At 70.2% G+C, this 14,597-nt stretch carries 12 protein-coding genes and 1 pseudogene; 3 read left to right on the top strand and 10 right to left on the bottom strand.

The features are described 5' to 3' along the window. The first annotated feature begins 754 nt into the window (after positions 1-754). The gene (locus LV79_RS24050; protein WP_253840516.1) at positions 755-1,186 is read left to right on the top strand and encodes a hypothetical protein; all 432 of its coding nucleotides are present in this window, start codon (positions 755-757) and stop codon (positions 1,184-1,186) included. A gap of 25 nt (positions 1,187-1,211) precedes the next feature. Here the strand turns inward: LV79_RS24050 and LV79_RS24045 are convergent. From LV79_RS24045 to LV79_RS24010, 8 genes and pseudogenes are all read right to left on the bottom strand, one after another. After that, positions 1,212-1,955, bottom strand: a pseudogene (locus tag LV79_RS24045) (dolichyl-phosphate beta-glucosyltransferase); the annotation flags it as partial. A gap of 64 nt (positions 1,956-2,019) precedes the next feature. Further along, a complete protein-coding gene (locus LV79_RS24040; RefSeq protein ID WP_253840515.1) occupies positions 2,020-2,898 on the bottom strand; it encodes an RNA polymerase subunit sigma-70 in 879 nt (292 codons plus the stop codon). After that, the gene (locus LV79_RS24035; RefSeq protein WP_253840514.1) at positions 2,895-3,311 is read right to left on the bottom strand and encodes a glyoxalase superfamily protein; all 417 of its coding nucleotides are present in this window, start codon (positions 3,309-3,311) and stop codon (positions 2,895-2,897) included. The genes LV79_RS24040 and LV79_RS24035 overlap by 4 nt, the downstream gene beginning before the upstream one ends. A 122-nt stretch (positions 3,312-3,433) precedes the next feature. Next, positions 3,434-5,530: an NACHT domain-containing protein gene (locus LV79_RS24030; protein ID WP_253840513.1), complete on the bottom strand. Its 2,097-nt coding sequence runs from the start codon at positions 5,528-5,530 to the stop codon at positions 3,434-3,436. A 48-nt stretch (positions 5,531-5,578) separates the two neighbouring features. Continuing rightward, on the bottom strand, positions 5,579-6,658 hold the full coding sequence (locus LV79_RS24025; protein WP_253840512.1) for a Clp protease N-terminal domain-containing protein: 1,080 nt from the start codon (positions 6,656-6,658) through the stop codon (positions 5,579-5,581). Beyond that, positions 6,651-7,919: a caspase family protein gene (locus LV79_RS24020; protein WP_253840511.1), complete on the bottom strand. Its 1,269-nt coding sequence runs from the start codon at positions 7,917-7,919 to the stop codon at positions 6,651-6,653. Before LV79_RS24020 ends, LV79_RS24025 begins: the two co-directional genes overlap by 8 nt. A gap of 76 nt (positions 7,920-7,995) precedes the next feature. Next, positions 7,996-8,412, bottom strand: coding sequence for a VOC family protein (locus LV79_RS24015; protein WP_253840510.1), 417 nt, complete (start codon positions 8,410-8,412; stop codon positions 7,996-7,998). A 10-nt stretch (positions 8,413-8,422) separates the two neighbouring features. Next, entirely contained in the window at positions 8,423-8,809 is a 387-nt protein-coding gene (locus LV79_RS24010; protein ID WP_253841178.1) for a helix-turn-helix transcriptional regulator, read from the bottom strand. Between the two features lie 212 nt (positions 8,810-9,021). Here LV79_RS24010 and LV79_RS24005 point away from each other — a divergent pair, with 212 nt between their 5' ends. Beyond that, the gene (locus LV79_RS24005; RefSeq protein WP_253840509.1) at positions 9,022-10,539 is read left to right on the top strand and encodes a M1 family metallopeptidase; all 1,518 of its coding nucleotides are present in this window, start codon (positions 9,022-9,024) and stop codon (positions 10,537-10,539) included. A 94-nt stretch (positions 10,540-10,633) separates the two neighbouring features. Here LV79_RS24005 and LV79_RS24000 read toward each other — a convergent pair whose 3' ends face one another. Further along, positions 10,634-12,772 (bottom strand): M4 family metallopeptidase, encoded by a 2,139-nt coding sequence (locus LV79_RS24000; protein ID WP_253840508.1) that lies wholly within the window; start codon positions 12,770-12,772, stop codon positions 10,634-10,636. A gap of 457 nt (positions 12,773-13,229) precedes the next feature. Between LV79_RS24000 and LV79_RS23995 the strand changes: the two genes are divergently transcribed. Further along, positions 13,230-14,222: a DNA cytosine methyltransferase gene (locus tag LV79_RS23995; RefSeq protein WP_253840507.1), complete on the top strand. Its 993-nt coding sequence runs from the start codon at positions 13,230-13,232 to the stop codon at positions 14,220-14,222. On the opposite strand, the gene LV79_RS23990 is transcribed toward LV79_RS23995, so the two are convergent. After that, positions 14,211-14,591: a hypothetical protein gene (locus LV79_RS23990; protein WP_253840506.1), complete on the bottom strand. Its 381-nt coding sequence runs from the start codon at positions 14,589-14,591 to the stop codon at positions 14,211-14,213. The two genes, LV79_RS23995 and LV79_RS23990, sit on opposite strands and share 12 nt — an antisense overlap. Between the last annotated feature and the right edge of the window lie 6 nt (positions 14,592-14,597).

The raw sequence follows: 14,597 nt of genomic DNA, 5'->3' as shown, positions 1-14,597 counted from the left end.
TCGAGTTGTCCACAACCCGTGCAGTTGTCCACAGGGTCCACGCACCCCTGGGTCGCCACCCCCAGCACCGGTAGACTGGCACTGGGGACGCCCCCCGGAGAGGGTGGGGGCTGGGGTCGCGGGGACGGCCTCCGGAACAGCGGCGGCGCGAGTTCGGGGGCAGCCTCCGGAACGGGGGCGCGAATGTGGGGCGGCCTCCGGGCGGTGGCCGCAAAGGCGTGGGGGCAGCCTCCGAGACGGCGGCGGCGTGGATGCGAAGGTAGCTCCAAGACGGCTGTGGCGCCTGAGGTGGGGCCTTGGGAGCAGCAGGGGGCGGCCTTCGCGACGCCGGTCGGGTAGGGGCGGGGGCCTCCGGGATGGGCAGCGAAGCCTTTGGGGGCGGGTAGGTGCTAACGGCCGCCAGATGGCTGGCGCGCGCGGTCGGGGCTGGGGCGGCTTATGGCATGTGGCGGGTGGCAAGTGGGGGCGGTTTCCGGGGGGTGAAACAGTCCGGTAGCGGACGATCCGGGGTGCCAGGGCGGGTGATGGTGGGGGCTCACAGGTGAGAGGGGTCGCGGTGAGTCGTGGGGTTCAGTTGCCGCCGTACCGGGCGATTTTGGTGGTTGATGTGAAGGACTTCGGGGGGAGGCGGGGGCGGGAGCACGCGGCGTTGACGGGGTTGGTGCCTCGGATACTGCTGCGGGCGCTGGAGGTCTGCGGGTTGGGAGCCGAGTGGGGGCGGGCGCCGTTGAGTGTCAGTACTGGGGATGGGTGGGTGCTGGGGTTGAGATCCGGGTTGCTGCCGAAGCTGCTGAACCCGTTCCTGCCCGCACTGCAAGAAGTCCTCTGCGACGGGATAAGGATGCGGGCCACCATCCACATCGGACCGCTCACCGGTGGGCGGTCGATCACGGCGGGTAGCGGCATGGCCCGGGTGCAGGCCCACCGGCTACTCGACGCCGGGCCGGTGCGGGCGTTGTTGGAGCGGTCGGGGCCAGGCACCAAGGTCGCTGCCGTCGTGTCGGAGCGGGCGTACGTGGACGCCGTGCTGTCGGGGTACGCGGGCGACGACCCGGGCCTCTACGTCCCGGTTCCCGTGCGGGTCAAGTCGTTCGCCCAGACCGCCTACCTGCGGGTTCCCGCGCCGACCGGGGAGCTGCTCACCCACGGGTTCACCACGCCGGGGCAGCGACGCGGGCGGACCTGACGGCGCGACCGGCCTTGCGCGAGCGCGACCGCCACATCCGCGCTACCCCGCGCAAGTCGGCGATAGCCGTCCTGACGATGTCCACAGAGGACTCTGGGTCGTCGATCCAGTCGACCGGGACCTCGTAGGTGCGCATACCGCCGCGCTGGGCCAGTACCAGCAACTCCGTGTCGAAGAACCACCCGGTGTCCTCCACGTGCGGGAGCACCGACCGGGCCGCGTCGGCGCGCAACGCCTTGAAGCCGCACTGCGCGTCGGAGAACCTGGCCCCGAGCACCGCGCGCAGGATCAGGTTGTACGAGCGCGAGATGAACTCCCGCTTCGCGCCGCGCACGACCCGGGCGCCCCTGGCCAGCCGCGACCCGATCGCCACGTCCGAGTGCCCGGACAGCAGCGGCGCCACCAGCGCCCCGAGCGCGGCCAGGTCGGTCGACAGGTCGACGTCCATGTAGGCGACCACCGCCGCGTCCGAGGCCAGCCACGCCGCCTTGAGCGCCCGACCCCGGCCCTTCTCCGGCATGCTCAGCACGCTGACCTCGCTGAACCGCTCGGCCAACCGCCTGGCTACCTCCGGCGTGCCGTCGGTGCTCGCGTTGTCGGCGATGGTGATCCGGAACCGGTAGGGCACCGACACCGCCAGGTACGCTCGCACCGTCCGCACGCAGGGCTCCAGGTCCTGCTCCTCGTTGTGGACCGGGATGACCACGTCGAGCACGACCGGGTCACCGTTGTCCGTCCGTCCGCCCGTCGGGGCCAGCACCGTTTCCATTTCCCCAACGATCGGCCGGGACGCTTTGGCCCCGTTGTGGCCGACCTATGTGGACCCTGTGTGCTCAGACCAGCCGCGTCGGGAGTCCGAAGTGGTCGAACAGCGCGTAGCCGAACGTGGTGATCTCGGCGATCTCACCCCCCACGACGCGCAGCACGTCCAGCTTGAACGCGCGGAACTCGGTGTCGCCCGGCCTGCGCAGGTAGCTCGCGGCGGCGGGCATGCGGTTGGCGGAGGTCGGCAGGAGCCGCCAGTCGCCGTCGCGGTCGGGACCGAAAGCGCGCTCGAGCAGGCCCGCGATGGCGTCGCGGCCGTCGAAGCGCAGCGGGTTCGGCGGCATGGTGACCCGGATGTCCTCGGCGGCCACCGCGAGCGCGGCCGGGGCGTCGCACCGCTCGTGGGCGTCGATGAACCGGGCGAGCAGGTCGCGCTCCGCGGCGCTGGGCTCCCGGGCCGCCCAGTCGTCGCGGCGCGCGGGCAGGTGGTCGCGCAGGGTCGTCCGTGCCCGCTGCAACGCGCTGTTGGCGGCCGCCACGCTCACCCCGAGCAGGTCGGCGATCTCGGCGGCGGACAACCCCAGCACCTCCTTGGCCAGCAGCGCGGCCCGCTGGCGCCCGGGGAGGACCTGCAACGCGGTCAGGAAGGCCAGCTCGATGGTCTCCCTGGCGACGGCAACCACGTGCGGTTCGTCCAGCTCGCGGTCGGGGTACGGGGTCAGCCACGCGACCTCGGTGCGCGCCTTGGCCGTGCGGGCCTGGTCGACACAGATGTTGGTCGCGATCTTGTACAACCACGCCCTCGCGTTCGCGCCGTCGAACCCCTCCCGGCCGCGCCAGGCCCGCAGGAACGTCTCCTGCACGGCGTCCTCGGCCTGCTCGTACGAGGCGAGCATGCGGTAGCAGTGGACGTGCAGCTCGCGGCGGTACTGCTCGAAGTCGCTCACCTCGCTGCGGTGACGACCTGCTGCACCGCCCAGGAGTTCCCATCCGGGTCGGCGAAGAAGATGAACGACCCGTAGTCGCGGCCGTCCGGGTCCGGCCCGGGAGCCATGACGCCCTGCTCGAAGTGCTGCACCCCGGAGTGCTCCACCCCCGCCGCGTCGAGCTGCTTCGCCGCCGCGACGATGTCGGTGACGACCAGGTGGCACCCCTTGACCGACCCGGGCTCACCGTCACCCAGCCCCTTGCCGAACGTGATCGAACACGCCGACCCGGGCGGGGTCACCTGCACCACCCGGAAGTCCTCCCCGGCGCGGTGGTCGGTGTCGACGGTGAAGCCGAGCTTGCCCGCGTAGAACTCCTTCGCGCGGTCGACATCGGACACCGGAACGACGACGACCTGCAGCTGCCAGTCCATGCTTGTCTCCTCGGGTCAGGGGGCCTTGGTGGCCATCCTTGTACCGGTGTAACGGCAGAGGCGGCTGGAACTCATCGGTGTGTCGATGAATTCGTCTTGACCAGGGGAAACGTCGCCGGGAGTCAGGTGGCCGACTGCGGCAGGAGGTCCGTGTTGGCGGGGAGCGGGGGGATGCCGAAACGGGTGAGTTCGACGCGGTCGGCGAAGAAGTCGAGGAGCTCTCGGTGGACGAAGAGGTAGTTGTCGCCGACCCGCTGGAGGAAGAGTGCGGCAACGGCGTGGTCGAGCAGCGGAGCCGCAGGTAGAGGCAAGTAGCCGACCGCCCGGAGCCTGCGCCTGACGAACCACTGCTCCGCCACGGCGTATCCCGCCAGGTTGTAGAGCCCGAAGAGGAAGGTGAGCACGACGAAGACGATCGTGTACCCGACAACGTCCTCTTCACCCATCTGCACCAGTACCAGCAACCCGAGGGCGCCGACAAGGGCAGCGGTCGACAGCGCGAGGACCATCGCGACCCGCACCATGCCCAGCACCCCGGGACTGGGCACTTCACGGTTGCGCCGCGGCCGCCACGTGGTCGAGACGACGAAGTACAACTTGACGACGAGAAAGTAGGCCACCATGACGACGACCGCTGTGCCGAGCCCCGCTCCCCAGGCGAGAAACGACCAATTCAGGTCGGCCTGCCCGCCGAAGTCGACGAGCCTCGAAGCGGTGACCGCGATGCCGAACCCAACCGCGAGCGGGATGCCCTTGGCCAGTTCGGCGTAGCCCGTCCCAAAGATCGAGAACGTCAGTTGCAACGACACCGGGGCGGGCCGGTATGGACGGCCGCGGAGGTCACGGTAGTTGACGTCCCACGCACTCACGGTCCATTCCGACTCGGCACTACTCAAGTAGCCCGCTGCCGCACCCAATGCCAGGCTATACCAGCCCAGGAACAGCCCGGCGATCAGTGCGAACACACAGGAGACCAGGAGCCTCAACAGCAAGGTCATGCGGTCGAGTTTGATTATGTCGCCGCGAGGCACGGTTGAGTTGTCGAAGAGGTCGAACGACAGCAGCGTGATGTTCAACCGCCGCAGGAGCGCCGCGACCAGCACCATGGCGCGCAGCACAACCTCCGGGCTGTACCTGGGGCTCGGTCGGTGGACGAGCATCGTGCGCACGTAGGCGGCGAACAGCCTGCGCCTGCGGGTCGCCTGATCGCCGCCGACCGGATCGCTCGCGGGGCCATCCCGATAAGCCAGGATCGCGATGCTCAGGTTGAGCGGTGTGTCGAGCAGCTCCCACAACGACGGGTCACGTGCCAGTTCCGCGCGGACTCCGCTGAAGCTGTCCGCGGCGAGGAACACGCCCACCTGCGCACGGGTCAGCGGTTGGATCTCCACCCTGCCGTAGGTGTTGAGCGGCTCCTTGAGCGCGGCGTGGTCTTTGACCCGACAGGTGACCACGACCGAGGTCGAACCGTGCTCACCGCGGAAGGCGTTGATCGCGGCGACACAGGCCGCGCGGTGTTCGGGGTCGACTTCGTCGAGCCCGTCCAGCAGCAGCGTCAGGGCACCGTCGGCGAGCCAGCCGCGCACCCAGTGGGCCGGGATCTCGTAGCGCTGCGCGATCTCCCGCTCGACCCAGTCCGCCAACGACACCCGGCTCTTGCTCCACGAGGCGAGGGCCAGCACGACCGGGGCCGGTTCCGCGGGGTCCACTTCGGCCTTGTCGAGGAGCTGGTTCGCCAGCTCGAGCAAGATCGTGGTCTTCCCGCTGCCGGGAGCGCCCACGACGACCATGGTGCGGTCCAGTTCGTCGAACACCGTGGTCATGGCGGTTCCTGCGGCAACGTGCCTCGTGCGCTGCCCGGTGGTGGTCGAGCGCAGTTCCCAGGGGTGGTTTCGCAGCTCGTTGACCGCGAGCCCGAGCTCGAGCCGCGCTTCCTGGTAGAGGGACCGCCGGAGGACGCCATCGACCCAGTAGCGGCGCACCCTGCCGAGCAGCACCCGCCTGGCTTGCCTGCTGTCGCCGCCGGTGGAGCGTTCGGGCGCCCGGCGCCGCTCGACGACGATGATCACGGCGATCAGCACCGCGGACAGCGGCCAAGCGATCCACAGGTACGGGCGCCACCCTTCGGGGAGCACACTCGCCGCCACGTTGGTGGACACGCCGAGCACGGCGGAAAGCACGACGGCGAGCACCAGCCACCGGGTGGTCCGTGGGAGCACGCTGCTCTCCCTATCTGATCTAGAGGCACCCGGGCAAGCGCCGTCGAGCTAGCCGAGGGTCCACATGTCGGTGTCGAAGGCGGGGCGGGGGTGGGGGCGGATGTCGGCCTCGGTGACCGTGGAGTTGGTGGCTCGGGCGCAGGCTTCGTCGAGGAGGTCGATGGCGGCGCCGGGGAGGGGGCCGACGGCGGATTCGGCGGCGGCGGTGAGGGCTGCGGTGGTGATGGTGAGGCCGTAGTGGGCCTGGATGCTGGGGCGTACCGCGGTCAGGACTTCCACTGTGGTCGGGATGCTCAGGGGGCGTAGCTCGACGGGGTGGAAGGGGGCTGGCATGGGAGTTTCTGCGGTGACCAGGACTCTGATGCCGCGGGTGATGGCGGAGGTCAGGACCGGGGAATCGGCGGCGCACCAGAGGATGCAATCGGCGAGGGCGGGAAGCTCGCCTGCCGGGAGGTCGCCCAGGACTCTCCGGAGTGGGCGGTTGAGGAGGGCGCGGGGGACGTCGCCGCTGGTGATGCGGTGGGCCAGGCCACGGACGACAGAGGACTTGCCCACGCCGGCAGGCCCGTGGATGGCCACGTTGAGCGGAACGCGGCGGCTCAGTGCCCGGGCGACGGTGTCGATCTGCGCGTCCCGGCCGATGGTCACCAGAGGCGACACAGGCTCCGTGTACCGGTCCCCCGAAGGCTCCGGTGCCACGGCGGCAACGACCCTGGCGCGCAGGTCGGCTCGGTCAGCCCCGAGGCCGTGCAGCATCCGGGCGGCGACGCAGTTGGGTTCGCTGAGCAGGCCGAGCAGCAGGTGTTCGGTGTCGACCAGCGGGCGGTCCAGCTCGGCCGCCTCCTCCTTGGCGTGCTCCACGACCCGGTGCACCTCGGCGGCGACGCGCAGCGGGGTCCGACCGGTGGACACGCCGCGGCGGACGTGGGACTCGGCTCGGGTGCGCAGGACCTCCGGGCCGAAGTTCGCCCCGGACAGCACCGCCGCCGCTGTGCCGGGGCCCTGGGCGAGGCCGAGCAGCAGGTGGACGGACCCGAGGTAGTCGTGGTGAGACCGCGCGGCCTCGGTCTCGGCCAGCGCGACGACCTGGCGAGCGGCGGGCGTGAAGCCCTCGAACCGGTCAGCCACCGGACCCCCGCACCAGGTCCAGGTCCCGCCGGGTCTGCGCGAGCAGCGGGTCCGCCGCGGCCAGCACCCGCTCGCGGACGGCGAGGACCTCCGCCAGCACCACGGCCGCCTCCTCCCGCTCCCCCGACCGGAACAGGTACCGGCCCAACGCGTGCTGGGTGCGGCAGGTGTCCTCGTCGTCGTAGCCCAGGACGGTGCGCTGGACCGGGGTGAGCACGCGCAGCAGCGGGACAGCGGCGGCGGGGCTCTCGCTCTCCCCCACGCAGATCGCCAGGTAGTGGCGGGTGCGCAGCGAGTCCGGGTGGTGCTCGCCCTGCGCCGTGACCTGGGTCGTGAGCAGGGCGGCGAGGTCCGTGGCAGCAGCCTGGGCCCCACCTGCGGCAGCGCGGGCGAACAGCACGTGCGACCGCGTGCGCAGGACGTCCGGGTCATCGGCGGGCAGGGTGTCGACCTGGCGGTCGTTCAGCTCGACCAGCGCGTCGACGGCCGCTGCCCACCCCTCCGCACGGGCCTTGGCGACAACGGCGTTGACCTGCTCGCGCAGGTACTCCGGGCTGATCACGACCGCGCGGTTGGGGATGCGGAACTGGTCGGCGGTGCGGGTGCCGCGCTTCTGCGGGCGGGGCAGGTTGCCCGCGGTCATGATCCGCAGCAGCTCGCGGTAGACCTCGTCGATGGTCACGTGGTCGCCGTGGCCGGGGATGCCGTTGGTGAGCAGGCGCAGGAAGCGGCCGGTGAACGCGGTGTACTCCTCGCCGGGCAGCACGAGCGAGACCTTGTCGCGCGCGGCGGAGGTCATCAGGTACGTGCCGTCGATGGCCAGCTCGTCGACCGGGGCGGCGAGCGCGGAGCCCAGCGCGCGGCCGGAGAAGCAGCAGTCAAGGATGACGATCTTGACAGCGGCCGGGCTGTCGAGCACCCGCTCGCGCAGCGACGTGTAGGACAGCGACCCGAAGTCGGGGTGGTCGACCTCCGAGTCGCGCATGCCCAGGTACAGCTCGTGCTGGCGGCCGATCAGCCCGTGGCCGATGTAGTAGACCAGCAGCAGGTCCTCGGCCTGGTCCATCGCCGCCCGCAGGCCCCTGCCGAGCTTCGGCATGCTGGGCTGGTCGAGCAGCAGGTCGCAGCCCTGCACCAAGCCGAGATCGGTGAACAGCCGCCCCAGCTGCGCGAGGCCGGGACCGACCTGCGGGATGTCGGGCAGGCCGTCGTCGCTGTAGGTCGACGTGCCGATCAGGACGGCACGGGACTTGCCCGGCATCGACCGCACCATCCCCCTCCGCGCCACCCGGGCCCTGGGCGGCGCGAACAGGATGTCGGCCCCTGGCTACCCGGCGTTACGCCTGCTTGGTCTGCGTGAACCTGATCAGGTTGCCAGAAGGGTCGCGGAACGCGCAGTCGCGGACCCCGTAGTGCTGGTCCATCGGCTCCTGCACGACCTCCGCACCGCTGGCGGCGATCCGCTCGTAGGTCGCGTCGCAGTCGTCGGTGGCGAAGATGACGCCGCGCAGCAGGCCCTTGGCCAGCAGGTCGGTGAGCACGGCGCGGTCGGCGGCCGAGGTGTTCGGGTCCGCGGCCGGGGGCTCCAGCACGATCTCCAACTCGGGCTGGGCGGCGGGGCGCAGCGACACCCACCGCATGCCCTCGTAGGAGACGTCCTTGCTGACCTCGAGGCCGAGGGCGTCGCGGTAGAAGGCCAGGGCGGCGTCGTGGTCGTGGACGGCGATGAAGGTGTGCGAGATCGTCAGTGGCATGTGGACGACGCTACTTCGCGCTCGGCGGGGTCGCTTCTCCATTCGTGACGGGGTGGCGGACCGGCCTGGTGAAGCGCTTGGCGTAGCAGGCGGGGATGCCCACCACTTCGTCGTGCGCCCGCGCCCGGTACGCGCTGGGGCTCTCGCCGACCAGCTCGGTGAACCGGGAGCTGAACGAGCCCAGCGAGGAGCAGCCGACGGCGAAGCAGACCTCGGTGACGCTCAGGTCGCCGCGGCGCAGCAGGGCCTTGGCCCGCTCGACCCGCCGCGTCATCAGGTAGCTGTGCGGTGACTCGCCGAAGGCGGCCCGGAAGCTGCGGGAGAAGTGGCCGGAGGACATGAGAGCGCCCTTGGCCAGCGCGGCCACGTCCAGCGGCTGCGCGTAGTCGCGGTCCATCCGATCGCGGGCGCGCCGCAGCCGGACCAGGTCGTCGCTCAACACCGGGCCAGCATCGCACACCCGGGTTGGTCGCAATGGCCCACGTCGTTCGTCGTCATCTGTTGAAGCGGTGAAATTAAATGATTCCCATTCACTAGGAACCCCCTTTCAGCTGTATGGCACCGATGCGCAAAGCACTACCTTCGGCGGCGCCCACGAGGGAGGGAATCATGCGCAAAACTGTTCGCGGCACAACAACCGCCGCACTCGTCTGCGCCGCAGCCACGCTCCTGACCAGCGTCGCAGCGGCCGCACCAGCACCAGGGGCGCCCAGTGTCGGCGACCCGTACTACCCGAATGCCGGAAACGGCGGATATGACGTGTCGCACTACGACATCCGGTTGAGCTATCAGCCCACGACGGATGTCCTGTCCGGCACGACGACCATCACCGCGACCACCACGCAGGAATTGTCCCGATTCAACCTGGATTTCGGGTTGAAGGTGTCCTCGGTGCTGGTGAACAACGTGGCGGCGACGTTCTCGGCCAACGCGGCTGGCGACGGTGAGCTGGTGGTGACCCCGGCGCGGCCGCTGGCCAAGGGCGCCCAGGTCACCGTGGTCGTGGCCTACAACGACCGGCCGTCCACCGTGAAGATCAACGGGTTCACCTCCTGGGTGAAGACCGCCGACGGCGCGCTCGCGGTCAACGAGCCGGAGATCGCGTCGTGGTGGTACCCGTCCAACGACCACCCCACCGACAAGGCCACCTTCGACGTCTCGGTCGAGGTGCCCGACTCCGTCGTCGCGCTCTCCAACGGAAACCTGGTGCGCACCACCAAGAACCGCACCGGCTGGACCCGCTGGTGGTGGCGCAGCACCCAGCCGCAGGCCACCTACCTGACCTCGCTGGAGATCGGCAAGTTCGAAGTCAACCGGCAGACCACGCCCGACGCCAAGCCGTTCATCACCGCCTACGGCGCCGACCTCGGCGACTCGCTCGGCGCGGCGAAGGCCAGCGTCGAGCGCACCCCGGAGATCAACGAGTTCCTGGCCACCCAGTTCGGGCCTTACCCGTTCGAGGCGCAGGGCGGCGTGGTCACCACCGCGATCGGCTTCGCGCTGGAGAACCAGACCAGGCCGGTGTACGGGGCCCGCGGGTTCATCGGGGGCTCGAACGCCTCGCTGGTCGCGCACGAGAACGCCCACCAGTGGTTCGGCGACAGCGTCGCCGTGGGCCGCTGGAGCGACATCTGGCTCAACGAGGGCTTCGCGACCTACGCGCAGTACCTGTGGTCGGAGCACGTCGGCGAGGGCACCGCGGCGGAGCTGGCGCAGTACGTCTACGACTCCAAGCCAGCCGACGACCCGTTCTGGCAGGTCCTGCCCGGTGACCCGGGTGCCGACCGGCAGTTCGACGCCGCCGTCTACGACCGGGGCGCCGCCGCCGTGCACGCGCTGCGCTCGCAGGTCGGCGACGACAAGTTCTTCCAGATCCTCAAGACCTGGCAGGCCACCAAGAAGGGCGGCACCGGCCGGATCGAGGAGTTCACCGCGCTCGCCGAGCGGATCGCGCCCGGTCGGCCGGTCCGGCAGCTGCTGAAGGTCTGGCTCTACACCCCGGGCAAGCCCTTCGCGGGCCCCAACGGCCCGACCCCGCCCCGCGCGGCCGCGGTCGCCACGGCGGAGCCCAAGTCCTACAAGGAGATCCAGCGCGCGCTGGCCAACCACGCGCACGACCACAAGTAGACCACCGAAGTAAGAAGGCGGGCACCCGGTCGGATGAGCCGGGTGCCCGCCTGTTTTATCTGTCCCTACTGGACTGTCCCTGGTGGAGGATCACCTATCCCAGGGTCAGTGCCAGGTCGTCGAGGACGAACGAGGTCTGCAGGTTGCTGTCCTCGCTGCCCGCGAACTTCAACGTCACCGTCTGCCCTGCCAGGGAGGAGACGTCGTAGGTCTTCTGCACGTACCCGGCGGCCTTGTTCGTGTTGGAGAACGAGGCGACGGTGCTGGAGCCGAGGCTGACCGTGAGCTTGTCGTAGGCCAGGTTCTCGGTCTCCGCCGAGTCGACGTGCAGGTAGAAGCTCAGCGTCGCCCGGCACCCGGTCGGGATGGTGACCGACTGGGACACGGTGTCGGTGTGCGCCGAGCCCCAGCCACCGAGCCAGGACGACTGGGTGCCGCTGCGAGCGGGCTCGCGGTAGCTGGTCCAGTTGCCGATGGTGGTGTTCGGGTCGGTCCAGTTGGTCTTGCCGGACTCGAAGCCGGGGTTGAGGATCTTCTGGCCGGAGCAGCCGCCCGGGGGCTGGGTCGTGGTGGTGGGCGGGGTGCTGGTGGTCGGCGGGGTCGACGACGTGGTCGGCGGCGTGGTGGTCGTGCTGCTCGGCGGCGTGGTGCCACCGGTGCAGGTCGGGTCACCGGACTGCGCGGGGACGCTCACCGCGTCCCAGGCCGCCTTGACGGCGTTGAACTCGGCGCAGCTGCCCTGGTACAGGTTCTTGGCCGCGGTCAGCGTCCAGGTGCGGTACTTCAGGTAGGAGCTGGACGAGGTCTTCAGCTGGACCGCGCCGTGCATGATCTTGATGGCCTTCTGGATGCCGATGCCCTGCAGCGTGGTGTTGTTGCAGGTCGGGCTGACCGGCTGGCCGTTGCTCGGGTTCGAGCCCTCGGCGAGCAGGTAGAACCAGTGGTTGCCGGGACCGGCCGCCGCGTGCACCTCCATGTTGGGCACGCTGCTGGAGTAGCAGTTGGGGTCGCTGCCGTGCAGGGAGGGCTTGTACATGTAGCGGATCGGGCCGGAGCCGACGAGGTTGGTGTCCTCGCCCATGATGTAGTCGGGCTCGTCGTAGGTCGAGGGCTCGTTGGCGAACCACTCGGTCGCGGTGCCGAAGGTGTCACCGATGAACTCCTGGGTGCCACCGCCGGAGAAGCCGCCGGAGCCGGAGTGGTCGTCGATGCCGTGGCCCATCTCGTGGCCCAGGATGTCGAGCGAGCCGACCCACTGGCCCTGCGGGTTGTGGCCGAGGTTCACGTACGCCGGGCGCGAGCTGTAGTAGTACGCGTTCTGCTCGTCGAGGCCGACGTTGATCTTCCAGGCGCCGCCCTGGCCGTCGAAGCTGTTGCGGCCGACCCACTGCGAGAGCATCTTGTTCTCGGTCTGGGCGACGAACAGCGCGTCGGCGCAGCCGGTCTCCTTGTTGGTCGCGGTGCCGTTGCCCCACGAGTCGTCGGAGCCGGAGAAGACCGCGCCGGAGCTGTAGTCGCGGCAGTCGAGACCCGAGATGCTGGGGTCCTTGAGGCTGTAGGTGCTGCCGGACTTGGTGGTGTTGAGCGGCAGGTTCGGGCCGTTCCAGTAGCCGGTGCCGGTGCCCTCGGCGAGGTGCTCGACGGTGCGCAGCACGCGGCCGTCCTGGGCGTCGACGTAGACGCTGAGCGCGCTGGCGTGGCCGTGCTCGTCCTGGCCGATGACGTTGCTCTCGTAGGCCAGGCGGCCGGTGCCCTCGGCGACGACGACCTTGCGGCCCGCGCCGTTGGGCTTCGCGCCGGTGAGCTGCTTGAGGGCGATCGCGTCGGCGCCCGCCTGCGACAGCTTGGCGGTGGTGACGTCGACCTCGCCCAGGGTGTTGTCCTGGGCGACGCTGGTGGCCTTCACGGTGCCCTGGTTGTCGGTGGCGACCACGAAGTCACCGCCGATCACCTCGAGCTCCTTGTAGGTCCGGTTGTAGGCGACGTAGTTGAGGCCGCCAGCGGAGCGCACGGCCTTCTGCACGAACTTGTCCTTGCCGCTGGCGTGCAGCGCGGCGGGCGGGTTGGCGACCAGCGCTGAGACGGCGCTGGTGGCGTTGGCCTGGGCTTGTGCGGTGGTCGCGACCGTGGCGGGCTGGGCCTCGGTGTTGGGGACCGCGATGGCGGTCCCGACGGCGACCAATCCCGCGGCGATCGCGCCGCCGACGGCGAGCAGGCGATGTGCCGGCTTCATGGTGCTCCTTTCCCAGGCCTCTCGTGGTTGGGAGAAATCCACGGCAGGGAAACCTGGAAAACGCAGGGATGAACTATTGGCGCCGAACGCTATCCCCGCGCATCAGGGTGAAACCAGGTCCTTCACACGGCCAAATCTTCACAACGTCATCACCGTGAAGATGCAGGTCAAAGCGGACAAACCAGCCGATCGGGGGCATTTTATTGTCAATCGGGCCTTAGTTTATGACCGATTTCCACTTATACACAGAATTACTCTAGAAAGGCAGGAGGGTGATCCACTGCGCCGCGGCGCGGGAGTCTCCGATCATCATCGCTACCACGGCGAGCACGACGGTCGCCACCCGTGCGAACACCATTGCGGCACCTCCTCGGGGCTGGTGAAGTGCGCAGACGCTAGCCGGGGACCCGGTGGGCAGCAAGGGTTCACCGGGCACCGTTACCTAGAATCGGCCGCTATGACGGTGATGGTCGACCTGTTCGCCGGTCCCGGTGGGCTCGACGTGGCCGCCCGGTGGCTGGGCGTGGCGGTGACCGGCGTCGAGTGGGACCGCAACGCGTGCGCCACCAGGGCGGCCGCGGGGCTGGCGACGGTGGTCGGCGACGTCCGCGACCACGGCCCAGCAGACTTCCCGGACGCGACCGTGCTCGCCGGTGGACCGCCCTGCCAGACCTACACCGTCGCAGGCGGCGGGGCCGGGCGGCGGGCGCTGGAGGTGGTGCTCGGCTTCGTCAAGCGGATGGCCGCGGGCGAGGACGTGCGCGACGACCTGGCCGAGCTCGACGACGAGCGGACCGCGCTGGTGCTCGAACCGCTGCGGTGGGCGCTGGCCGCGCACCGGCTGGGACGGCCGTACGAGGCGATCGTGCTGGAGCAGGTCCAGGCCGTGCTCCCGGTGTGGCAGGCGGTCGCGGAGGCGCTGGCGGGCATCGGCTACCGCTCGGCCGTGGGGATCCTCAACACCGAGGAGTTCGGCGTCCCGCAGACCCGCCGCCGCGCGATCCTCGTCGCCCGCCGGGACCGCCTGCCGGAACTGCCGCGGCCGACGCACCAGCGGTACCGCAAGGGGGTGGCGCCCGCCGGGGACCTGCCCCGCTGGCGCTCGATGGCCGACGCGCTGGACCGGCCCGAGCCGTTCGTGGTCATCTCCAACTACGGCACGGGCGGCGACCCGAAGGCCAGGGGCCGCCGCACCTCCGCCGAACCCGCCGCCACGGTGACCGGCAAGATCTCCCGCAACCGCCTGACCACCGCCGACGGGGTCGAACTCCCCCGCTTCACCCCGGCGGAGGCAGGCCGCCTGCAGACCTTCCCCGCCGACTACCCGTGGTCCGGCGGCGACATCCCCCAGCAGATCGGCAACGCCATCCCCCCGCGCCTGGCCGCCCACGTCCTGGCCGCCGCGTTGGGCGTGGACCTGGACCCCGCGGTGTTCGACTCACCCCGCTGAAGCCCGCGCTCCCCTGCCGCCCACAAGCCGCAGCACGACGTAGACCGGCAACACCACCACAACCACCACCACAGCGACGTCCCGGATCACCTCGACCCACCGCTGCTCAACCGCCAACGCCACCACATTCACAAAACAAGCCACGAGGTACGCCGCCACCAGCCCAGTACCCACCGGCACCGCCAAACCCCCCGCAACCCCACGCCCCCGCCGCCGCACCGCCTCCAACCCACCGCCGACCAAATACCCCAACACCACCACCGCGAACACCCCCGCAGCCACCTCAGCCACCACCCCCAAAGCCCGCGGAACCCCCACCCCCAACACCCAAGACACCGGCCCCACCACCCCCACCGCGAACGACCCCACGATCAC

This window comes from Actinokineospora globicatena, assembly GCF_024171945.1.
GTDB lineage: Bacteria > Actinomycetota > Actinomycetes > Mycobacteriales > Pseudonocardiaceae > Actinokineospora > Actinokineospora globicatena.
Note: the sequence above shows the minus strand (reverse complement) of the source record. Positions and strands in the feature narration are given on the sequence as shown.

Coding starts and splice junctions, on each gene's coding strand:
- LV79_RS24010 (WP_253841178.1), bottom strand. CDS start 8,809: ATGGACCGCGACTACGCGCAGCCGCTGGACGTGGCCGCGCTGGCCAAG.
- LV79_RS23995 (WP_253840507.1), top strand. CDS start 13,230: ATGACGGTGATGGTCGACCTGTTCGCCGGTCCCGGTGGGCTCGACGTG.
- LV79_RS24005 (WP_253840509.1), top strand. CDS start 9,022: ATGCGCAAAACTGTTCGCGGCACAACAACCGCCGCACTCGTCTGCGCC.
- LV79_RS24015 (WP_253840510.1), bottom strand. CDS start 8,412: ATGCCACTGACGATCTCGCACACCTTCATCGCCGTCCACGACCACGAC.
- LV79_RS24035 (WP_253840514.1), bottom strand. CDS start 3,311: ATGGACTGGCAGCTGCAGGTCGTCGTCGTTCCGGTGTCCGATGTCGAC.
- LV79_RS24000 (WP_253840508.1), bottom strand. CDS start 12,772: ATGAAGCCGGCACATCGCCTGCTCGCCGTCGGCGGCGCGATCGCCGCG.
- LV79_RS24020 (WP_253840511.1), bottom strand. CDS start 7,919: ATGCCGGGCAAGTCCCGTGCCGTCCTGATCGGCACGTCGACCTACAGC.